Annotated in this window: 18 protein-coding genes; 7 read left to right on the forward strand and 11 right to left on the reverse strand. The window is 73.1% G+C overall.

Annotated features, from left to right (window positions below; all coding sequences use genetic code 11):
• Window positions 1–64: 64 nt before the first annotated feature.
• A complete protein-coding gene (locus tag AB0L74_RS26415; RefSeq protein ID WP_365657330.1) occupies window positions 65–802 on the reverse strand; it encodes a GntR family transcriptional regulator in 738 nt (245 codons plus the stop codon).
• Between the two features lie 129 nt (window positions 803–931).
• Here AB0L74_RS26415 and AB0L74_RS26420 point away from each other — a divergent pair, with 129 nt between their 5' ends.
• Window positions 932–1,954 (forward strand): Gfo/Idh/MocA family oxidoreductase, encoded by a 1,023-nt coding sequence (locus tag AB0L74_RS26420; RefSeq protein ID WP_365657265.1) that lies wholly within the window; start codon window positions 932–934, stop codon window positions 1,952–1,954.
• A gap of 110 nt (window positions 1,955–2,064) precedes the next feature.
• Here AB0L74_RS26420 and AB0L74_RS26425 read toward each other — a convergent pair whose 3' ends face one another.
• Together AB0L74_RS26425 and AB0L74_RS26430 are read right to left on the reverse strand one after the other, a co-directional pair.
• Window positions 2,065–2,754, reverse strand: coding sequence for a response regulator transcription factor (locus AB0L74_RS26425; protein WP_365657268.1), 690 nt, complete (start codon window positions 2,752–2,754; stop codon window positions 2,065–2,067).
• A gap of 143 nt (window positions 2,755–2,897) precedes the next feature.
• Entirely contained in the window at window positions 2,898–4,160 is a 1,263-nt protein-coding gene (locus tag AB0L74_RS26430) for a histidine kinase (protein ID WP_365657271.1), read from the reverse strand.
• 169 nt (window positions 4,161–4,329) lie between these two features.
• Between AB0L74_RS26430 and AB0L74_RS26435 the strand changes: the two genes are divergently transcribed.
• On the forward strand, window positions 4,330–4,527 hold the full coding sequence (locus AB0L74_RS26435) for a hypothetical protein (protein ID WP_365657274.1): 198 nt from the start codon (window positions 4,330–4,332) through the stop codon (window positions 4,525–4,527).
• 166 nt (window positions 4,528–4,693) lie between these two features.
• Here the strand turns inward: AB0L74_RS26435 and AB0L74_RS26440 are convergent, their stop codons facing one another.
• Window positions 4,694–5,089, reverse strand: coding sequence for a ribonuclease domain-containing protein (locus AB0L74_RS26440; RefSeq protein WP_365657277.1), 396 nt, complete (start codon window positions 5,087–5,089; stop codon window positions 4,694–4,696).
• A 121-nt stretch (window positions 5,090–5,210) separates the two neighbouring features.
• Complete coding sequence (locus AB0L74_RS26445) at window positions 5,211–6,017, reverse strand: AIM24 family protein (protein ID WP_365657280.1); 807 nt, start codon at window positions 6,015–6,017, stop codon at window positions 5,211–5,213.
• A 158-nt stretch (window positions 6,018–6,175) separates the two neighbouring features.
• On the opposite strand from AB0L74_RS26445, the gene AB0L74_RS26450 reads away from it, so the two are divergent.
• Entirely contained in the window at window positions 6,176–6,958 is a 783-nt protein-coding gene (locus tag AB0L74_RS26450; protein ID WP_365657283.1) for an SDR family oxidoreductase, read from the forward strand.
• Between the two features lie 93 nt (window positions 6,959–7,051).
• Here the strand turns inward: AB0L74_RS26450 and alc are convergent, their stop codons facing one another.
• Both alc and allB read right to left on the reverse strand, forming a co-directional pair.
• The gene (gene alc / locus AB0L74_RS26455) at window positions 7,052–8,167 is read right to left on the reverse strand and encodes an allantoicase (RefSeq protein WP_365657286.1); all 1,116 of its coding nucleotides are present in this window, start codon (window positions 8,165–8,167) and stop codon (window positions 7,052–7,054) included.
• Between the two features lie 76 nt (window positions 8,168–8,243).
• Window positions 8,244–9,581, reverse strand: coding sequence for an allantoinase AllB (gene allB / locus AB0L74_RS26460; protein ID WP_365657289.1), 1,338 nt, complete (start codon window positions 9,579–9,581; stop codon window positions 8,244–8,246).
• A 310-nt stretch (window positions 9,582–9,891) separates the two neighbouring features.
• On the opposite strand from allB, the gene AB0L74_RS26465 reads away from it, so the two are divergent.
• Window positions 9,892–10,698, forward strand: a complete 807-nt coding sequence (locus AB0L74_RS26465; protein ID WP_365657292.1) for an IclR family transcriptional regulator — start codon at window positions 9,892–9,894, stop codon at window positions 10,696–10,698.
• Between the two features lie 284 nt (window positions 10,699–10,982).
• On the opposite strand, the gene AB0L74_RS26470 is transcribed toward AB0L74_RS26465, so the two are convergent.
• A complete protein-coding gene (locus AB0L74_RS26470; protein ID WP_365657295.1) occupies window positions 10,983–11,312 on the reverse strand; it encodes a DUF5955 family protein in 330 nt (109 codons plus the stop codon).
• 224 nt (window positions 11,313–11,536) lie between these two features.
• On the opposite strand from AB0L74_RS26470, the gene AB0L74_RS26475 reads away from it, so the two are divergent.
• Window positions 11,537–12,136 carry a nucleotidyltransferase family protein gene (locus tag AB0L74_RS26475; protein WP_365657298.1) on the forward strand — a complete coding sequence of 200 codons (600 nt, stop codon included), beginning with the start codon at window positions 11,537–11,539 and terminating at the stop codon, window positions 12,134–12,136.
• Between the two features lie 190 nt (window positions 12,137–12,326).
• Entirely contained in the window at window positions 12,327–13,952 is a 1,626-nt protein-coding gene (gene aceB, locus AB0L74_RS26480) for a malate synthase A (protein WP_365657301.1), read from the forward strand.
• Between the two features lie 57 nt (window positions 13,953–14,009).
• Here aceB and AB0L74_RS26485 read toward each other — a convergent pair whose 3' ends face one another.
• The gene (locus tag AB0L74_RS26485; protein ID WP_365657304.1) at window positions 14,010–14,306 is read right to left on the reverse strand and encodes a SelT/SelW/SelH family protein; all 297 of its coding nucleotides are present in this window, start codon (window positions 14,304–14,306) and stop codon (window positions 14,010–14,012) included.
• The gene (locus AB0L74_RS26490; RefSeq protein ID WP_365657307.1) at window positions 14,303–15,217 is read right to left on the reverse strand and encodes a HipA family kinase; all 915 of its coding nucleotides are present in this window, start codon (window positions 15,215–15,217) and stop codon (window positions 14,303–14,305) included. Before AB0L74_RS26490 ends, AB0L74_RS26485 begins: the two co-directional genes overlap by 4 nt.
• A 636-nt stretch (window positions 15,218–15,853) precedes the next feature.
• Between AB0L74_RS26490 and AB0L74_RS26495 the strand changes: the two genes are divergently transcribed.
• Window positions 15,854–17,092: a nucleotide disphospho-sugar-binding domain-containing protein gene (locus AB0L74_RS26495; RefSeq protein WP_365657310.1), complete on the forward strand. Its 1,239-nt coding sequence runs from the start codon at window positions 15,854–15,856 to the stop codon at window positions 17,090–17,092.
• A gap of 81 nt (window positions 17,093–17,173) precedes the next feature.
• On the opposite strand, the gene AB0L74_RS26500 is transcribed toward AB0L74_RS26495, so the two are convergent.
• Entirely contained in the window at window positions 17,174–20,074 is a 2,901-nt protein-coding gene (locus AB0L74_RS26500) for an AAA family ATPase (protein ID WP_365657313.1), read from the reverse strand.
• Window positions 20,075–20,613: the final 539 nt, after the last annotated feature.

Genomic DNA, 20,613 nt, shown 5'->3' on the forward strand with positions numbered 1-20,613 from the left:
CGGGCGCAAGCCTCCCGGACCGCACGCCGGACGCCCGTCGCGCCGCCCGCGCGGGCAGCACGCTTCACGACCGCACGAGCAGCTGGAACTCGAAGGAGTACCGGGACGGCCGATAGATGTGGGTGCCGAACTCCACCGCGCGGCCGGTGTCGTCGAACGTGGTGCGCTCCATGGTCAGCAGCGGGGCGCCCTCCGCCTCGCCGAGCCGCTCCCCCTCGGCGGCGGTGGCCACGCGGGCCCCGATGGACTGGCGGGCGCTGTGCAGCGTGATCCCCGCGGCGCGCATCAGCCGGTACAGGCCGGTGGCCTCCAGCTGCCCGGTGCCGAGGTCGAGCAGGCCGGGCGGCAGGAAGTTGCACAGGTACGCCATCGGCTCCCCGTGCGCCAGCCGCAGCCGCTCCACCCGGTGCACCTCGCCGCCCTCGGGGACGGCGAGGGCGGCCGCGACCTCCGCGGTCGCGGGGACCACCGTGTTGACCAGCACCTTGGTGGCCGGGCGCTGCCCCGCCGCCTCCAGGTCGTCGTAAAGGCTGCTGAGCTCCAAGGGGCGCTTGACCCTGCTGTGCACGACCTGGGTGCCGACGCCGCGGCGGCGCACGAGCAGGCCCTTGTCGACGAGCGACTGGATGGCCTGGCGGACGGTGGGCCGCGACAGGCCGAGACGTGCGGCGAGTTCGATCTCGTTGCCCAGCAGGCTGCCGGGCGTCAGGTCCCCGCGCTCGATCGCCGCCTCCAGCCGCTGCGACAGCTGGAAGTACAGCGGTACCGGACTGCCGCGGTCCACGGTGAGGTCGAGCGACACGGTCGGGGCCCCTTCTGATTTCGGCACGGCCCGAGCGTAGCTCCGTGCGCTGATGACGGGAAGTCGTGTAGTCAGGTTGTCCGGACATGGACATTGACAGGGAGTGGGGCGGGAGCCCACTTTGATGACATGCGCATCGGGGTCATCGGTACGGGCCGCATCGGCACCATCCACGCGAACACCCTCAGCCGCCATCGCGACGTCGGCTCGCTGATCCTGACGGACGCGGACGCCACGCGTGCCCAGCGGCTGGCGCAGCGGCTGGGTGAGACGGCGGCGCCGGGGCTGGACGACGTCTTCCGGTGGGGTGTGGACGCCGTGGTGATCGCGACGGCGACCGCGGCCCATGCCGAGCTGATCGCCCGGGCGGCGCGCTCGGGGCTGCCGGTGTTCTGCGAGAAGCCCATCGCCCTCGACCTGCCGGGGACGCTGCGGGCGCTCGCCGAGGTGGAGGCGGCCGGGACGGTCCTTCAGATGGGTTTCCAGCGCCGTTTCGACGCGGGCTACGCGGGGGCGCGGGAGGCGTTACGGTGCGGACGGCTCGGCCGGCTGCACACCGTCCGCGCGCTGACGAGCGACCGCGAGCCGCCGCCGGCCGCCTATCTGCCGGTGTCCGGGGGGCTGTACCGGGACACGCTGATCCACGACTTCGACATCCTGCGCTGGGTGACCGGGCAGGAGGTCGTGGACGTGTACGCGGCCGGCTCCGACGCCGGTCCGCCGGTCTTCCGCGCGGCGGGCGACGTCGACACGGGTGCGGCGCTGCTCACCCTCGCCGACGGCACGCTCGCCACGGCGACCGCGACACGGCTGAACGGCGCGGGTTACGACGTCCGCATGGAACTGGCCGGCGAGCTGGACCAGATCGTCGTCGGACTGGACGACCGTACGCCGATCGCGTCCACCGAGCCGGCCGGCCCGCCGGCCGCCGACAAGCCGTGGACGGGGTTCGTGGACCGCTTCGGGCCCGCCTACGAGGCGGAGCTGTCGGCCTTCGTCGAAGTGGTGCGCGGCGAGCGGCCCAACCCCTGCGACGGGCGTGAGGCGTTGCAGGCCCTGCGGATCGCGGAGGCGTGCGAGCTGTCCCGGCGGGAGCGCCGGCCGGTCCGCCTGGCGGAGATCGCGGGAGCGGCGGAGTCCCTGCCGGGGTGAGCCGCCGCGCCCGGGCCGATGACTTCCGGCGTGGAGGTCCCGTCCAACGCGCGACGGCACCCGTCGGCGCCCGTCTGTGCCGCGCGGCGATCCGGTGCCGCCCGGTGCCGTCAGCACCTGCGGGGCTCCCCGGCGCCGTCCTCGTCCAGCAGGCCGGCGTCGTGCACCAGCAGCGCGATCTGGACCCGGTTGCCGAGGTCCAGCTTGGTCAGGACGCGGGAGACGTGGGCTTTGACCGTGGCGACGCTCATGAACAGTTCGGCGGAGATCTCGGCGTTGGCCAGGCCCCGGCCGACCGCGACGGCGACCTCGCGTTCACGGTCGTTGAGGACGGCGAGTCGCTCACGCGCGCGGGAGCGCCGGGCGCCGGCGGCGAAGCCGGCCGCCTGCCGCATCACCTGGCGGGTGACGGCGGGCGACAGGACGGGATCGCCGGCCGCCACCCGGCGCACGGCGTCGACGATCTCGGCGGGCGGGGTGTCCTTGAGGAGGAATCCGGCGGCACCCGCGCGCAGGGCGCGCAGCACCTGCTCGTCGGCGTGGAAGGTGGTGAGGACCACCACCTGCGGGGCGTCCTCGCGGACCAGCAGCAGTTCCGTGGCGGTCAGTCCGTCCACGGCCGGCATCCGGATGTCCATCAGGACGACGTCCGGGCGGGTGCGCTCGACCAGTGCCGCGACCTCCGCGCCGTCGGCGGCCTCACCGACGATCTCGATGTCGTCGGCGCCGCCCAGCATGAAGGACAGCCCGGCCCGCACCAGCGGATCATCGTCGACGAGCAGCAGTCTGATCGTAGTCATGGCCTCACGTAATCACGGTCGCGGGCGAGGGGGCGGGCCCGGCGGCGTTCCGGCACCACCCGGGGGGTGGGCCGCGCGCGGGAACCCCGCGGGGCGTGCGGCGCGGCGGCACCCGAGCAGGGACGCGCCGCGCGGCGGACGGCTCAGTTCCAGGGGAGCCAGGCCCGCAGGGCGAATCCGCCGTCCGCCTCCGCGCCGTGCTCCAGCCGCCCGCCGGCCAGCGTGGCGCGCTCGGTCAGGCCGATCAGCCCCTGGCCGGAGCCGGGGACGGGCGGGACGTCGCCCTCGGGCGGGGAGTTGCGCACGACGATGGCCAGGCCCTCGCCCCGGGCTCCGGTGACGGACACCGTCACCTCGGTTCCGGGGGCGTGCTTGCGGGCGTTGGTCAGGGCTTCCTGGGCGATGCGGTAGACCGTCCGGCCCACGGCGGCGGGCACGGCCGCGGGGTCGGCGACCCGGCTGTCGAGGGCGACCTTCATGCCGGCCCGGCGGCACTCGTCGACCAGGGTGTCCAGCGCGGCGAGGGTCGGCTGCGGGCGGCCCCCGGCATCGTCCGGTTCGCCCGCCCGCAGCACGCCGATGATCTCCCGCAGGTCCTGGAGGGCCTCGTGCGCGCTCTCCCGGATCACACCGGCCGCCCGGACGATCTCCGCGCGGGGCGCGTCGGGGCGGAACTCCAGGGCGCCCGCGTGGACGCTCAGCAGCGTCAGCCGGTGCGCGAGGACGTCGTGCATCTCCCGGGCGATGGCCTCCCGGGCCAGCCGCTGGGCCTGTTCGGCGCGCAGCCGCGCCTCCGTCTCGGCACGCCGGGCGCGGTCGCGCAGGCTCAGCATGAGCTGCCGCTTGGCGCGGACGAACAGGCCCCAGCCGATGGCCGAGACGGTGAGCAGGGCGGTCAGCACGACGTCCGCGGCGAAGGGGAGCCCGGGATCCCGGTGCAGCCAGACGTAGAGCGGGATGGTGACGACGTTGACGCCGCCGATCCACGCCGTGTAGCGGAAGGGCCGGTGGACGGCGAGCGTGAACAGGGAGAGCAGGGCCGCTCCGGACGCGGTGAGGGACACCATGCCGACGGGCGTCAGCACGACCGCGAGCGCGACCGGCAGGCGGCGGCGCAGCCACAGGGCGGCGCAGGCGAGCGCGCCCAGCACCTGGTCGGCGGCGGCCACGGCGTCCGGGGTGCCGGGGTCGCCGGACACGGTGTCCGCGCCGGCGAGGCCGAGGCCGACGGCCAGCAGGAAGCAGGTGAAGTCGACCACCCAGTCGCGCGCCGTGCGCCGGGGCGGCCGTCCGGGCCGCCCCGTGTCCGGGACGAGTTCATGGACCAGGGCGGACGGGAACAGCCACCGGCGTCCCTCGAAGGCCGGGCCTGTCTGCTGCGTACTGTCGGCTGTCACGGTCGACAAATCTACGCACGGGCGGCCCGGCCCACCCTCCTTCGCCGGGGCCGGCCGACCGAAGTCGCGCCGCCGGCGACTTCCGGCCCGCGCGGCCGCGGAGACCGGCTGCTTTCGTCGGCGCCGTCTCGCCCCGCGGCCGATGCGGAGCGGCGGCCGGCCGGGCGAGGGTCAGGGCATGAAGCGGCTACTTGGACTGCTGGGATTCCTCGCCCTGACGCAGGGCGTGATGGGCCTGCTGCACGAGGTCACCGATCTGCGCTGGGGTGTGGTGCGGCGGATCGGCTTCCTCGACGGCTACGAGGTCTACGCGAGCGTGGCGCTGCTCGCGCTGGGCTTCGCCCTGTGCGCCGCCGGGTCCCGGACGCCCCGCTGAACGCGGGAGCCCGCCGCCGGGCCGGCGCCCCGCGCCGGAGGGAGACGGGGGACCGCCCCGGTGCCGGGGAGTCACCGGTCGTCTCGGTTCCCGTCGCCCGGCGCCGGGGCGCCTGCCCGCGGACGCCTTCCGTGCGGGTCCGCGGGGCCGGGCGGTGCGGCGGCGCTCAGCAGCCGTACTTCACCAGGTCGAACGAGGCGTAGTGGTCGGCGGTGTAGTAGTCCTCCCGGTACTCCTCACCCGTGACGATGCGGCGCGCGCCGCGCGTGGAGGAACCGGGCGTGATCACGGTGTACTCGTGGTAGTAGCCCGTCGGCTGGGAGGGCAGGATGCCTTCCCGGTTCTGGAAGACCGTGCCGTCCTGCCGGTACGGGAAGGGCCCGCCCTGCTCGATCAGGTCGAGCGTGTCGTGGGCCTGGGAGGGCAGGGCGCTGTAGCAGATGCTGCCGACCGCCGCGGGGGCGGCGGCGGCCGTGGTCGCGGAGACGGTGCCGCCCGTGAGGAGGGCGGCCAGGAGGGCGGCTGCGGCGCCGATCCGAGTGGCGCGTGGGGGGAATCTCATGGCGTCATGATGACGCGCGTAGACGCTGTCATGTCAACGACAAGCGACAGAAGTTCACCCCAACTCCCGTGTGTTCGCGGGCGGTTAACCTGCCGCCCCGGCCCGGCACCCGGGCGGCCCCTCACCCGGCGTGTGTGGAGAACAGTCCGCCGGCCGGGCCCTGCTTGTCGCCGCCCTGGGCCTTCTTCAGGGCGTTGGCCAGGCTCTCGATGGTCAGGGACTGGAGGATCACGCGGCCCTGGCCCTCCAGGGCGGCCAGGGACAGGCCCTCGCCGCCGAAGACGGCGTTCATCAGGCCCTGGCGGTTGAGGCCGCCGACGCGCTGGACGCCGTACCGGATGCCCTCCTCGAAGGCGACGACGCAGCCGGTGTCGACCTCGATGCGGCCGCCGAAGTCGGCGGGGTCGAGGTCGATGAAGTTGCCGGCGCCCGCGATGATCACCGTGCCGTGCCCGGTGAACTTCTCCAGGACGAAGCCCTCGCCGCCGCTCGTGCCGGTGCGCCCGCCCTGGAAGGCGATGCCGAAGTCGACGGTGGACTCGGCGGCGACGAAGGCGTCCTTCTCGGCGAACCACGCGCGCGTGCCGTCCAGTTCCAGAGCCCGCATCTCGCCGGGCAGCACGCCCGCGAAGCCGACGGTGCCCTCGTCGCCCTGGGCGGTGAAGTACTGCAAGGCCGGCGACTCCCCGGCCAGGACGCGCTGGCCGACCTGCATGGCGGTGCCCATGGCCTGGCGCAGCAGGCCGCCCGCGCCGGACGCGGACTGCCGCGCGCCGCCGTTCGACGGGCCGCTCAGGCGGGTCTCCATCGTCACGTTCGCCGTCTTGAACAGGAACTTGCCGGCCTCGCAGTACACGGTCTGCCCGGGACGCAGGCGGACGACCGCCATCTGCATGGCGTTGCCGACGATCTCTTGCCGAAGTGTCACGACGGGAGAACGCGGGAGGGCGGGCCGGGAGTTCCGTCCGTGCGGCCGGGTGCGGCCGGGGCCGGTGGCCGTCGGCGGGGCGTGCATGCCCGTGCGGACGGGCGTCCACGTCCGTTCACCGCTAGCGCGCCGGGCCCGGCGGCCGCTGGAATGGGCGCATGAACTCTTACGTGCACCACCAAGAAGACGCTCAGGCGGCCGTCCGCGAGGACCTCGCCGGCAAGGCCGCCCTCGTCACCGGCGGCAGCCGGGGCATCGGCGCGGCGACGGCGCTGCGGCTGGCCCGTCAGGGCGCGGACGTGGCCGTGACCTACGTCAACGGGAAGGACGCGGCCGAGGACGTCGTACGGGCCGTCGAGGCGCTGGGGCGCCGGGCGGTCGCGCTGCGCGCGGACTCCGCCGACGCGGGCGAGGCGGCGGGCGCCGTGGAGCGGACGGCGGCGGCGTTCGGGGGCCGTCTGGACATCCTGGTGAACAACGCGGGCGTGGGACTGATGGGTCCGCTGGAGAGCCTGTCGCTCACCGATGTCGACCGGGTCCTCGCGGTCAACGTGCGCGGGGTCTTCCTCGCCTCGCAGGCCGCCGCGGCGCGGATGGCGGAGGGCGGCCGGATCATCACCGTGGGCAGTTGCATAACCCTGCGGGTGCCGGGCCCCGGCGGGACGCTGTACGCGATGAGCAAAGCCGCCCTGGTGGGCCTCACCAAGGCGCTGGCCCGGGAGCTGGGCCCGCGCGGGATCACGGCGAACATCGTGCATCCGGGCCCGATCGACACCGACATGAACCCGGCGGACAGCCCCTGGGCGGAGGGCCAGGCGGCGATGACCGCGCTGGGCCGGTACGGGTCGGCCGACGAGGTGGCGTCGCTCGTCGCGTACCTGGCCGGGGCCACGTATGTGACGGGCGCGGAGTTCGCCGTGGACGGCGGTCAGGCGGCATGAGCCCGCGCGCGGCACGAGCCGCCGCGGGGTGAGGTGAGGCGCGCGGGGCGCCCCGGTGCTGTCAGGCCGGGGCGCCCCGCGGGTCGGGGTGGGTCAGCCGCCCAGTTCCTGGTGGCGGGCGGCGAGGCGGGCCGCGCCGTCCTCGGTCAGCGAGCCGAACAGGCGCAGGCGGGAGATGCCCCCGTCGGGGAAGATGTCCACGCGCGCGTGGGTGCCGACGGCCGGCTCCGGCAGGACGAAGCGGTGGTTGGTGTCGGGCTGCATCCGGGTGCGCGGGAGCACCTCGCGCCACTCGCCGTCCTCACCGTCCTTGACCGACACCGACGCCCAGCCGGCCGAGTTGCCCTTGAGGTAGGCGGTGTCGATCTCGATGGCGCGGATCTGCGAGCGGTCCACCAGCCGGTAGCGGATCCAGTCGTTGCCCTGGTCGCGGCGGCGGCGGGTCTCCCAGCCGTCGTCCATCTTGCGGGAGCGGCCCGGCTGGATGGTGTTGGTGGCGGGCGAGTAGAAGAGGTTGGAGGCGTCCTCGACCTGGCCGCCGTTCTCCAGGGCGACCACGTCGAAGGTGCCGAGCGCCGCGAGCCACTTCGGGTCGGGGACGACCTCGCCGTACACGCGCAGGCGGGCTATGCCGCCGTCGGGGTGCTGGTTGAGGCGCAGGTGGGTGAAGCGCTGCTCGGCCTCGACGGCGAAGCCGTTCGCCGCGTGGCCGCCGATCGCGGTGCGCGGGACGAGCGTCGTCCACTTCACGTCGTCGGCGAGGAGTTCCTCGGGCGACGGGGAGCCCGGGACGCAGGTGCCCTCGACGGAGACCGCCTGCGGGTAGTTGCCGCGGAAGTGGGCGGTGTCGACGACGATGCCGCGGATCACGCCGGGCGCGCCGAGGCGGACCAGCGCCCAGTCGTGGTCGTCCTCGGTCGGCCAGGGGTGCTCGGCGGACACGCCGCGGCGCCGGCGGGTCTCCCAGCCGTCCATGACCTTGCCCTTGTGCCCGAAGTGCTCGGGGTCGAACTCGGCGCGCTCGGGCACCAGCAGGTTCTCGCGCTGGGCGAAGAACTCGTCGTTGGCGGCGATCACACCGGCGCCGAGCCGGCGGTCGGCGAGGTTGGCGTACTGGGTGAAGGGGAGGTCGGCGGTGCGGTAGTCCGCGTACGGGTCACCGCCTCCGTAGGGGTTCGCGTCGCCGGTGAAGCTGGGAATCGCCGTCACGGTGATCAGGTCCTGCCTTTCGGGAGTCGGTGCGTTCGCGGATGCGGATGGTCGGGAGGGACGCCGGCGGGTGCGCTCAGGGCGTCCGGGTCAGAAGCCGCCCCTTCGGCTCGGTGAAGGCGCCGTCCGCCACGATGCGCTCACCGCGCAGCCAGGTGGACTTGACGACGCCGTGCAGGGTGCGGCCCGCGTAGGCGGTGACGCGGTTGCGGTGCTGGAGGGCCGCCGGGTCGACGGTGAAGGTCTCGTCGGGGGCGACGACGGCGAAGTCGGCGTCGCGGCCCGGCTCGATGGCGCCCTTGCGGTCCAGGCCCACCAGCCCGGCGGTGGCGGTCGACATCCAGCGCACGACGTCCTCCAGGGAGTGCCCGCGCTTGCGGGCCGCGGTCCACACCGCCGCCAGGCTGAGCTGGAGGCCGGAGATGCCGCCCCAAGCGGTGGCGAAGTCGTCCGTCTTCAGGTCGGGCGTGGAGGGCGAGTGGTCGGTGACGACGCAGTCGATGGTGCCGTCGGCCAGCGCCTGCCACAGCAGATCCTGGTTGGCGGCCTCGCGGATGGGCGGGCAGCACTTGAACTCGCTGGCTCCGTCCGGTACTTCCTCGGCGGTGAGGGCGAGGTAGTGCGGGCAGGTCTCCACGGTGACGCGGACGCCCTCGGCCCGGGCCTCGGCGATCAGCGGCAGCGCGTCGCTGGAGGAGAGGTGGAGGATGTGCACGCGCGCGTCGAACCGCTTCGCCTGCGCGATCAGGCTGGCGATGGCCGTGTCCTCGGCGTCGCGCGGGCGGCTGGCGAGGAAGTGGGCGTACTTGGGGCCGCCCTGCTGCGGGGCGGCGGCGAGGTGGTGCGGGTCCTCGGCGTGCACGATGAGCAGGCCGCCGAAGGAGGCGATCTCGGCCATCGACCGGGCGAGCTGCTCCTGGTCCAGGTGCGGGAACTCGTCCACGCCCGACGGCGACAGGAAGCACTTGAAGCCGAAGACGCCGGCCTCGTGCAGCGGACGCAGGTCCGCCACGTTGTCGGGCAGGGCGCCGCCCCAGAAGCCGACGTCGATGTGGGCCTTGTCGGCGGCCACCTTCCGCTTGACGCGCAGGTTGTCGACCGTCGTGGTGGGCGGGAGCGAGTTCAGCGGCATGTCGACGAGGGTGGTGATGCCGCCGGCCGCCGCGGCGCGGGTGGCGGTCCAGAAGCCCTCCCACTCGGTGCGGCCGGGGTCGTTGACGTGCACGTGGGTGTCGACCAGGCCGGGCAGGACGACGTGGTCGCCGACGTCCTCCAGGCGGGCGCCGTCCGGGACGGGTGCGTCGTACGGCAGCACGGCCGTGATCGTCCCTCCGGTCACGTGGACCGAAGCGGCGCGCGTCCCCTCGGGAGTGATGACACGCGTCGAGCGCAGCACCAGTTCAGCGTCGGACACCCGAACCCCTCTCTTGCCGCCGTTGGTCTGCCGGGTCCGCCCCCGGGCGGTCTGCCGCCGGGATCCCTCACGGGAAACGGGATCAACCGTCACACAACGGATTTCAACGTTCTGTTGAAGGAGTCTTCACTCCCTCTTCGGCCCCGTCAAGGGCACACTTTTCGCGGGCACGCCGGCAGGAACAACCCCTGGACGTTTCCACAAAGCGGAATTAGAATTCCGGCAAGCAGAACGTAGCTATGTACAAGCGGGGAGTCAACCGTCTGCCGGGTAGGCTTCTGCCCTCCGCCAGCCCCGAAAGGAACGCGCCGTGCCGACGTCCAGCGCCAGCACCACCGACACCGCCAGGTCCTCCGCCAGCGGTGGCGTCCAGTCCCTGGAGCGCGCCTTCGACCTGCTCGAACGGATGGCGGACGCGGGCGGGGAGGTCGGCCTGAGCGAACTGTCCGCGAGCAGCGGTCTTCCGCTGCCCACCATCCACCGCCTGATGCGCACCCTGGTGGCCTGCGGTTACGTACGCCAGCAGCCCAACCGCCGCTACGCGCTCGGCCCGCGCCTGATCCGGCTCGGCGAGTCGGCCTCCCGGCTGCTGGGCACCTGGGCGCGCCCCTACCTGGCCCGCCTGGTGGAGGAGACCGGCGAGACGGCGAACATGGCGCTGCTCGACGGTGACGAGATCGTGTACGTCGCCCAGGTGCCGTCCAAGCACTCGATGCGCATGTTCACCGAGGTCGGCCGGCGCGTCCTGCCGCACTCCACCGGCGTCGGCAAGGCGCTGCTGTCCGGCTTCCCGCCGGAGGAGGTGCGGGCGCTGCTCGCCCGGACCGGCATGCCCGCCGCGACCGACAAGACGATCACCACGCCGGAGGGGTTCCTGGCGGCGCTGGAGGACGTGCGGCGGCAGGGGTACGCGATCGACGACAACGAGCAGGAGATCGGCGTCCGCTGCCTGGCCGTCCCCGTACCCGACTCCCCCACCGCCGCGGCCATCTCGATCTCCGGGCCGGCCGGCCGTGTCACGGAGGCGGCGACGGAGAAGATCGTGCCGGTGCTCCAGCAGGTGGCGGCCGAGCTGTCGGAGGCCCTCATCACCTCGAACGGCAACCCGGCCGGCTGAGGCCCAGGGCGGCGGCCCGCGCGCCGCGGTGATCCGGCGGCCGGGCCGCACGTCCTCCCCGGGTCCGGGCGGCGGCCGCGCGCCCCGGGGGCCGGCCGCGCCGTCGGCCTCACGCGCGGCCTGAACCAGCCTCGCACCGGCGGGCTCCCGCGCCCCCGTTGACCGCCCTCGCGCCAGGCCGGCGACGGAGGTCGACGACCACGGTTCGCGGGGCCCTCGCGGACACTGGCCCGGGACCCCGCCCCCGCCGGCCGGCAGCCGTCCGCCGCCGTCTCAGCGCCGCCTCAGCGCCGTCGCGGCGGCTCCCCGAACAGCTCCACGGCGTGGCGGACGTCGGTCAGTCCCCTCGACAGAGCGCTGACGGAACCGATCGCCCCGGCGATCAGCAGCAGGGAGCGGCGCAGCCGCGGCACCTCGGGGACGCCGTGCGCCGCCATCGCGGCGAGGGCAGCGAGCTCCTCCTCGGCGATGACCCGGTCGGGGAACTCGGCCGGGAGTGCCGCGAGCTGACGGCGTAACCGGGACACGGCGGTCCGCAGCTCCGCCACCCTCACGTCCTCGCCGCCGCCGGCGGCGACCTGCCTCTGCTCCGACCCCTGTTCGACGCTCCGCAACACAGCCCCTCCCCCTCGCACGCCGTTGTGCGCCTCCACGCCGTCCTTGCGCCGCGCGCCCCCCAAAGCGCTGGGCGGGCGCGGGGGACGCGGGTCAGTAAACGCCACCCGGCAGGCGACGCGCCACCGTGAGGACCGAAATTCAGCCTCACGAAACCGGGCGCTCACCCTGCCGGGTTGCGCCGCGTCCTCCCGCCCGGCGCACGGTCGGGTATGCAGGAGCCATGACGGACAACGAAGACCAGGTCGCCGGGCTGCTCCTCGCCGCCGGGGGCGGACGACGGCTCGGCGGCCGCCCGAAGGCGCTGCTGGAACACCGGGGGCGACTCCTTGTCGAACACGCGGTCGCCGCCCTGCGGACCGCCGGATGCTCCCGTGTGCACGTGGTGCTGGGGGCGCGCGCCGACGCGGTACGCCGACGCGCCGCGCTCGACGGATGCGTGCTCGTGGACAACCCCGCGTGGGAGCGGGGAATGGGGACGTCGCTGCGGGCGGGGCTCGCCTCACTGGCCGGGACCGGGGCGCGGGCGGCGCTGGTGTCGCTCGTGGACCAGCCCGGCATCGGCCCGGAGGCGGTGGCGCGGGTACGGGCCGCCTACCGGGACGAGACGTCGCTGGTCTCGGCCGCGTACGCGGGGGTGCGCGGGCACCCCGTGCTCTTCGGTGCGGCGCACTGGGACGGCATCGCCGCGACTGCGACCGGGGACCGGGGGGCACGCGCCTACCTGAAGGAGCACGAGGAGTCGGTCGCGCTCGTCGAGTGCGGGGATGTGGCCCGGCCCTATGACATCGACACCGAGGAGGACCTGGTCCACCTTGAGTGAGGAGCGTGGCACCCTGCGCCACCTTCCCTCGATTCAGAGAATCTCGACATCAACAAACCATTGAACTTCCACCATGAGGAAACTACTATCCACTGTTCAGAAGCGCCCGACCGCTCTGCGGGGCGCCGACCGCCCTGTCCGGGCCCCTGACACCCCGTGCCACGAAGCTCGCTGAAGGAAGTGACAGCTCATGTCCGCACCAGCGCCGTCCCCGCTGGCCATCGTCGACGCCGAGCCCCTGCCCCGGCAGGAGGAGGTCCTCACCGAGGCTGCGCTCGCCTTCGTGGCAGAGCTGCACCGACGGTTCACGCCCCGGCGTGACGAGCTCCTCACCCGCCGCGCGGAGCGCCGCGCCGAGATCGCCCGCACCTCCACGCTCGACTTCCTCCCGGAGACCGCCTCGGTCCGCGAGGACGACTCCTGGAAGGTGGCCCCCGCCCCGGCCGCCCTTCAGGACCGCCGCGTCGAGATCACCGGCCCGACCGACCGCAAGATGACCATCAACGCCCTCAACTCGGGCGCCAGGGTCTGGCTCGCGGACTTCGAGGACGCCTCGGCGCCCACCTGGGAGAACGTCGTCCTCGGCCAGCTCAACCTGATCGACGCCTACAAGCGCGAGATCGACTTCACGGACGAGCGGACCGGCAAGTCCTACGCCCTGCGGCCCGACGAGGAGCTGGCGACCGTCGTCATGCGCCCGCGCGGCTGGCACCTGAACGAGCGGCACCTGGTCGACGAGCGCGGGGTGCCGGTCCCCGGCGCCCTGGTCGACTTCGGCCTGTACTTCTTCCACAACGCCCAGCGCCTGCTGGACCTGGGCAAGGGCCCGTACTTCTACCTGCCGAAGACGGAGTCGCACCTGGAGGCCCGCCTCTGGAACGAGATCTTCGTCTTCGCCCAGGACTACGTCGGCATCCCGCAGGGCACCGTCCGCGCCACCGTCCTGATCGAGACGATCACGGCGGCGTACGAGATGGAGGAAATCCTCTACGAGCTGCGCGACCACGCCGCCGGGCTGAACGCGGGCCGCTGGGACTACCTGTTCTCCATCGTCAAGAACTTCCGTGACGGCGGCGCCAAGTTCGTCCTGCCGGACCGCAACGCGGTGACGATGACCGCCCCGTTCATGCGGGCGTACACCGAACTCCTCGTGCGCACCTGCCACAAGCGCGGCGCGCACGCCATCGGCGGCATGGCCGCGTTCATCCCGTCCCGCAAGGACCCCGAGGTGAACAAGGTCGCCTTCGAGAAGGTCCGCGCCGACAAGGACCGCGAGGCGAACGACGGTTTCGACGGCTCCTGGGTCGCCCACCCCGACCTGGTGCCGATCGCCATGGAGTCCTTCGACAAGGTCCTGGGCGACAAGCCGAACCAGAAGGACCGGCTGCGCGAGGACGTCGACGTCAAGGCCGCCGACCTGATCGCCATCGACGCGCTCGACGCCAAGCCGACGTACGCGGGCCTGGTCAACGCCGTGCAGGTGGGCATCCGGTACATCGAGGCGTGGCTGCGGGGCCTCGGCGCCGTCGCCATCTTCAACCTGATGGAGGACGCGGCCACCGCCGAGATCTCCCGCTCGCAGATCTGGCAGTGGATCAACGCCGGGGTCGTCCTCGACAACGGCGAGAAGGTCACCGCCGACCTGGCCCGCGAGGTCGCCGCCAAGGAGCTGGACGCCGTCCGCGCCGAGATCGGCGACGAGGCGTTCGCGGCCGGCCACTGGCAGGAGGCCCACGACCTGCTGCTGAAGGTCTCCCTCGACGAGGACTACGCCGACTTCCTCACCCTGCCGGCGTACGAGCAGCTCAAGGGCTGATCCCCCGCGCCCAGCCGCCCGCGCCTCCGGTACCGCACAGCACCGGGGGCGCGTGCGTCAGGCGTCCGCGCGGTCCGCGTGGCCGAGGGACTTCCCCGGCGCGATCCGGTCGCGCACCGCCCGCTTCACGGCCGTGGGCTCCGGGAAGCCCTGCTCACGGCGGTCCCAGACCACCTCCCCGTTCACCCGGACGACGAAGACCCCGCCCGTTCCGGGCTTGAGCGCGAGCTCCGTCAGTTCGGCCTCGAACGTGGTCAGCAGCTCCTGCGCCAGCCAGGCCGCCCGCGGCAGCCAGCGGCACCGGGTGCAGTACTCGATCTCGACCCGCCGTACGTCCGTCCGCGCGTCCGTCATCCCAGGTGCACCGACCAATCCTGTTCCGCGGCCGGCTTGCCGTGCAGGTCGGGGACCCGCTTCAGCCAGTCCGGCCGGCCCTGCCGGGTCCGCGCCGCGCGGCGCGCCTCCTCGGCGGCGAGCTCCTCACGGCTGGGGAAGTCCGTGGGCAGCCACTCGCCGGACGCCTTCACGCGCGCGGACAGGTAGTCGACGTACGCGCCGCGCACCTCGTCCGGCGTCGCGAACCCCGGCTCTCCCTCCAGCCAGGCGTCGGGCACCTCGGCGACGACCTGCCGCAGGAGCGTGTCGGTGACCTTCGGTGCCAGCTCGGCGTCGGCGGCCCGTACGTCCGGCGCGCAGTGGCCGAGGGCGTGGTGGCGGAAGTCGTAGGACTTCTCCGGCGCGGAGGTGTCCCAGCGGTGGTGGAAGACGAGGGCCGCCCCGTGGTCGATCAGCCACAGGCGGGCCGGCGCCGTGCCGAGGGTGGGCCAGACCATGAGGTTGGAGCTGTGGACCGTGCGGTCGACGTTGACGGTGAGGGCGTCCAGCCAGACGATCCGGCCCGCCTCCAGGGAGCCGACCGGGAACGACTTCGCCACCTCGGGCGTGAAGTCCCGGGCGCCCGGCAGGTAGTCCATGCCGAGGTTGAGTCCCGCGCTGGCGTGCAGCAGGTCCCGCACCTCCTGGTGCGGCTCGTGCGCGCCGAGCGCCGGGTCGAAGCGGGCCAGGACCAGCTCGGGCACGCGCAGCCCGAGCGCCCGCGCCAGCTCCCCCACGATCATCTCGGCGACCAGCGCCTTGCGGCCCTGCGCGGAGCCCGTGAACTTGACGACGTACGTACCCAGGTCGTCGGCCTCGACGACACCGGGGACGGAGCCGCCGGTGCGGAGAGGCTCGATGTAGCGGGTCGCGGTGACCTCTCTCAGCACTTTCCCAGGCCACCCGCCTCTTCGTCCTCGCGGCCCACGGACGCGCTCACGGGTGCCCCGCACGGGCCTGTCCCGTCGCCGCCCCCGGGAAGGGACCGGGGAGTCCCGACTGACATGCGGTCCTCCCTGTCTCTCCAGCAAGCTCGTGAACGGCCGTCGCGCACCTGGCGTCCGCCTCCGGCATGAAGTGACCATAGTAACCGAGGGTGATCGCCGGCGGGGGGTGGCCGGCGGGGCCGCATCCGTTCCCCGGCGCCACGCTCCCGGAGCCGGCCGGCCCGCTCCTTGCGGGTATCGCACGATACATTCGGATAGCGCACCGACCGGCATGCTGTCCCCCGAATCGGGACGGCATCACCTCTCGAAGTCCGGTAAACGTTTCCGGCGGGACTCGACCGAATAAGCCGGGAAAGCTGGCGAGAATGCGCCAATACGCACCCCCTTAGGGGGGTGAGGGGGTATGTCGTTCCGTGGGCCGTCGATTACAGTCGAAGCATTCGATTGTAAGAGTGCGAACGTTCGCGTGGCGCCTTGTGCGGGATAAGCCCCGGCGCCCGATCACAGGATGCGATCCGATAGTGCGTGAGCCGACAACCATCCGCGCCGCGGTGGCCATGGGCAGGGGAGGACGTCGTCATGACTGACGAATTCCCCACGCCGCGCTACAGCATCGTCATCCTGAATGCCCCAGCCGAGCGGCGGACCCGCTCGACGCTGCCGATCGCCCAGGAACTGCGCCGCCGCGGACACCGGATCACCTACGTGACGACCCGGGACTTCGCCCCGCGCGCCGTCGCCGCCGGCGTCGACGTCCTCGTGCACGAGTCCTGCCCCACCTACGGTCTGGAGGTGGACACCTGGGCGTGCGGCGGCACGGCCGACCCCGTCTCGGTCGCGGACACCCTCGACTGCGCCGAGGACATCCACGCCGCACTCGTCGACGACATACCCGACCTGGTGCTCTACGACGCGTCGGCGCGGATCACCGCCCGCCTCCTGACGAGCCGCTGGAACCGGCCCGCCGTGCAGATACTCCCGTCGTTCGCCCACGGCGACATGGTCGTCGGCGGCGACGAAGCGCCCCGGGCGATGCCGGACGCCGACAGCGCCGCCTGCGTCGAAACCCTGCCCGCCCGCGTCCGAGAGCGGCTTCTCCGGTTCCTCTCGCCGGCGGGAAAGGCCGGTATATCCCCGCGCGACTTCCATACGAAGCCCGAACCCCTGTCGATAGTGCTCCTGCCCCCGGAGTTCCAGGCCGACAGTGACCACTTCGACGGCCACGTGGTTTTCGTCGGGCCCTGCATACCCGAGCGCACGATGGCCGAACGGTGGGTGCCGCCGGCCACGGACCGGCCCATCGTGTTCCTCACCCTCGACCATACATTCACCGGAGATCCCCAAAATTTCCTCCACGGCTGTGCCGCCGCCTTCGCCGAGAAACCGTTCCATCTGGTGATCGCGGCGGACGGTGATCCGGAGACCCTGTTCCCGGAAGGCGGGCAGCCCTCCGTCGTGGAGGTCCACGAGAACGTGCCCCAGGCCGTGGTGCTGCGCCGGGCGGCAGCGGTCGTCTGCCACGCGGATCCGAACAACGTCATAGAGTCGCTGTACTTCAACACCCCGCTGGTCCTCGTGCCGACGTCGCGCTGGCAGCGCGCGGTGGCCGACCGGGTCACCGAACTCGGCCTCGGCGTCCAGGTCGCCCCCGAGGACGCCGACTTCGCCGCGCTGGCCGACGCCGTCGCCGCCGTCGTGGAGGACCCCGACATCACCCGCTCCGTCCGGGAGTTCCAACGGCGGGTGCGCCGTGCGGGAGGCGCGCGACGTGCCGCCGACGAGATCGAGTGCTATCTGGAGTGGAGCTACGGGCCATAGGCCCCGCCCGCGGCCGACGGGACCCGCGGCGGCGGGCCCCCGGCCGGCGGTCAGGGCCCGCGGGGACGGGGCCTCGCGGGATCAGGCCGATTCGGCGTCGTCCGGCGAGACGATGTTGAGCCGCTCCGCCAGGTCCGCCCGTCGGCTGACGCTCAGCTTCCGGTAGACGCGCGTGAGATGCTGCTCCACGGTGCTGGTCGTGATGTACAGTTTGCGGCCGATCGCCCGGTTGGTGGAGCCCAGTGCGGCGAGCTCGGCGACCCGTCGCTCCGCTTCCGTCAGCAGCTCGGCGCCGTCGGGCCCGGCCTGCGTTTCTCCGGTCGCCGCCGCGGGCAGCGGCGGGCGCGCGGGCGCCGGTACCGGCGAGGGCCGCTCCCACTCCGCGGCGGCGGAGCACGACCGCAGCATCTCCGCCGCGTTGTCCGCCAGCGTTCTGGCCTGGCCGTCATCGCCCGACTGCCGGTGGGCGTCGCTGAGATCGGACAGCGCGCGGGCCAGCTCGAACCGGCTGATGTCCGGGTGGAGCAGCCGGATCGCCTGGTGCAGCAGCGCCGGGCGCTCCTTCAGGTCCGATGTCGCGGCCAGCACGCGCAGTGAGGCGCCCCTGGTGCTCGGCAGATGTGTGCCGGTGCGGCTCGCCTGGTCCTCGATGAGGGACCGCGCCTTCCCGTGCTGCCCGAGGGCCAGCGCCGCTTCCGCCGCGCCGCCGCGCCAGGGCACGAATGACGGCAGGTCGAGGTCCCAGGCGTCCATCAGCCGCCCGCAGCTCTCGAAATCGGTCAGCGCGGCGGTGGGCCTGTTCCGCGACAGGTGGAACTGCCCGCGCGCGTAGAGGTAGGGCAGCCCGTACCGGCCCTCGAAGAGCGTGTCCGGCACCGGCAGCCGTATGTACTCCACTGCCTGTTCGTGCCGCCCCATGTAGGTGTTGGCCAGGATCAGGATGGCCAGCGTGCCGCCGAGCGCCACCCCCCAGCCGGTGGGAGGGAGGTGCCTCAGCGCGGCCTCCCCGTACCGAACGGCCGTCGCCATGTCCCCCTGCCGGAGCGCCGCCTCCGCGCGGACCGCCGCGAACAGCGCCTGCCAGGACGCCGACCCGTGCGCCGCCGCGACCTTCAGCAGCTCCTCCGACCAGGCCGCCGCCTTGTCGGGGCGGTCGGCGTAGAGCAGGGTGAGCAGCGCCGTGTGGAGCGGTACGAGGCTGTCGTCGTCCAGGCTGACGCTGTGCAGGACGCCTTCCGCGGACGTCACCGTGTCGTCGTCGACGCCCTGGCCGAGCAGCCGGGCCAGCTCGGTGATCGCCTTGCGGCCCAGCGACCCCACCGGCTCGACGGCGGCCCGGACGTCCGTGGCCGTCGCCCCGTTCCCCGGCCGGCCGCCCGCGGCCCCCGCCGGGTCCGCCGCTCCCCCGGCCCCCGGGGCGTTCCCGGTGGCGGGGGTCAGCGAGGGATGCGTGTACGCGACCCAGCAGTGGAAGGCCGACAGCTCCTCCGAGGGGGCGCCGTGGTCTTCCGCCTCGTTCTTCTCCCACAGCGCCAGCGACTCGCGCGCCTCGGCGTACCGGCCGTGCCAGAGCAGGTTGTGGATCAGCAGGCCGGAGTCCTGCCCCGACAGGTGCCCGCGGCGCAGCGCGTCCTTGAGCCAGGTGGTGTGGCGCATCGCGCGCAGGGGTGACTTCCGCCAGTCGATGCGCGTACGGTCCGCGATGAGCGCGGCGAGCTGGCGGCTGTTCGTGCCGTACGTGAGCGCGAGCCTGAGATATTCGCCGGCCGTCTCCGTCCGGCCCGCGGCCAGTCCGGCGCGGGCCGCGTCCCTCAGCACGCTGATCATCCAGCTCTCGGGGGCCTTGCCCGCCGCGAGAAGCTGATCGGCGACGGCCACGGGCGGCGTGCCCTCGTTCTGGAGCACGGTCGCGACCCGCAGGTGCAGCTCTTGCCGCCGGTCCGGGGGCACCTGCTCCAGGATGGCCGTACGCGCCGTGGGGTGGCGGAACCGGCCGGCGTTCAGGAGGCCGGTGGCGGTGAGCGTGGCGACCGCGTGCTCGACGGTGGCGGTGTTCCGGCCGAGGATGTGGGCGATGGACGCCGAGGGCATGACCTCGCCCGCCGCGGCCACGGTGCGCGCGACGTCGAGCACCGCGGGGCTCGCCAGGAACAGGCATCCCGTCAGCGCGTTGCGGAACGCCTCGTCGGGGATGGACGGTTCGTTCCGGTGGTCGCCGGCGGTCGTGCGGTGGGCCGCCTCGTAGTCGTCGAGCAGCGCGGACAGGAAGAGCGGACTGCCGCCCGACGCCTCGTGGTAGGTGTCGGTCAGCTCGACCGCCTTGGCCGGGCCGAGTCTCGCCGCGATCACGGCGCGGGTGCTGGCGCGGGAGAGCATCCGCAGGCGGATCTTGCGGCAGTTGGGCTGCCGGAACAGCTCCGCGTGGAACACCGGGTGCGGCGAGCGGGTCGTGGACTCCTCGGCGAGCAGCAGCAGCGTGCGCGACGCCTTCGTCCTGCGCTGGAGGAACAGCAGCATCTGCAAGGACGGGCCGTCCGCGAACTGGAGGTCGTCGATGCTCAGGACGACGGGCCCGCGTCTGCCGAGCTCCAGCAGGACCGACCGCAGCCCGTGGGCCACCGTGATGCTCGGCTGGCTCGCCAGGATGGGATCGCGGCCCCGGCTGGCGGACAGCTCCTCCGTCAGCAGCTCGCTGACCCGGTCCCGCAGCTCCAGCGGCAGCTCCTCGCTCCTGAAGAGCTGGTCCATCACACCGAGCGAGACGTCCTGCTCCGCCGGAGAGGCGGCCGCGGTCAGTACGGTCGCACCGGTCGCCTCCGCTTGTTTACAGAAAGTCTGGATTAACTGCGTCTTTCCGCTGCCCGTCGGTCCACTGACCAGAGCGATACCACTCCGCCCTCCCGCGGAGTCGCTGAGCAAAGCGGTGAGCGCGACCAGTTCACGCTCGCGGTCGACAAGCTGCGTCGTTGGCCGTGTTTCCATACCATCCCCCGTACACGTCCATATCCCCTCGGGAGAGGTAAAGATAGCAAACGGATTTGAATGTCCGAAGGTGTCTTGATCACATGGCCGGGATTGGCACTCTAGCGGCGATTGGTGTCTTGAGCTGGGTGTTGTCGTTGTCCTGGCGTGGCAGGGGTGGCTGAAAGAGCGTCCTACTCGGCGGTATAGAAGCCGGTTTTCGGTCGGGTGGCAGACCGGGGTTTTCCGGGCGGATCCGCGAGCGCGGAGGCGGGATTACGTCCGCGGCCGACCGGGGCAGGCGGCGCGCGGATACGGTCGGCAGCCCGCGGAATGCGCTGGTCACCGTAGTCCCGCCGGGTATCCGGAGGCCGGCGTTTCCGCGCCTGGGGCCCGGATACGCTTCGGGACGGCATACGGGACCGCAATGGCCGAGAAACTCGGCCCGGGACGGCGTGCCGGCGCCCGGTTCCTCAGGCGGCCGGCGGGGCTCGCGCTCCTGCCCGGTCACGGTGTCGCCGTACCACGGCGCGGCGGTCAGGGGCCCGGCCGGGGGCCCG

This window comes from Streptomyces sp. NPDC052020 (assembly GCF_040680575.1).
Classification (GTDB): domain Bacteria; phylum Actinomycetota; class Actinomycetes; order Streptomycetales; family Streptomycetaceae; genus Streptomyces.

Bases quoted from the DNA above. Each gene is read 5' to 3' on its own strand.
- AB0L74_RS26495 (WP_365657310.1), top strand. From the start codon at position 15,854: ATGACTGACGAATTCCCCACGCCGCGCTACAGCATCGTCATCCTGAAT.
- aceB (WP_365657301.1), top strand. From the start codon at position 12,327: ATGTCCGCACCAGCGCCGTCCCCGCTGGCCATCGTCGACGCCGAGCCC.
- AB0L74_RS26450 (WP_365657283.1), top strand. From the start codon at position 6,176: ATGAACTCTTACGTGCACCACCAAGAAGACGCTCAGGCGGCCGTCCGC.
- AB0L74_RS26500 (WP_365657313.1), bottom strand. From the start codon at position 20,074: ATGGAAACACGGCCAACGACGCAGCTTGTCGACCGCGAGCGTGAACTG.
- AB0L74_RS26440 (WP_365657277.1), bottom strand. From the start codon at position 5,089: ATGAGATTCCCCCCACGCGCCACTCGGATCGGCGCCGCAGCCGCCCTC.
- AB0L74_RS26475 (WP_365657298.1), top strand. From the start codon at position 11,537: ATGACGGACAACGAAGACCAGGTCGCCGGGCTGCTCCTCGCCGCCGGG.
- AB0L74_RS26435 (WP_365657274.1), top strand. From the start codon at position 4,330: ATGAAGCGGCTACTTGGACTGCTGGGATTCCTCGCCCTGACGCAGGGC.
- AB0L74_RS26485 (WP_365657304.1), bottom strand. From the start codon at position 14,306: ATGACGGACGCGCGGACGGACGTACGGCGGGTCGAGATCGAGTACTGC.
- AB0L74_RS26420 (WP_365657265.1), top strand. From the start codon at position 932: ATGCGCATCGGGGTCATCGGTACGGGCCGCATCGGCACCATCCACGCG.
- AB0L74_RS26425 (WP_365657268.1), bottom strand. From the start codon at position 2,754: ATGACTACGATCAGACTGCTGCTCGTCGACGATGATCCGCTGGTGCGG.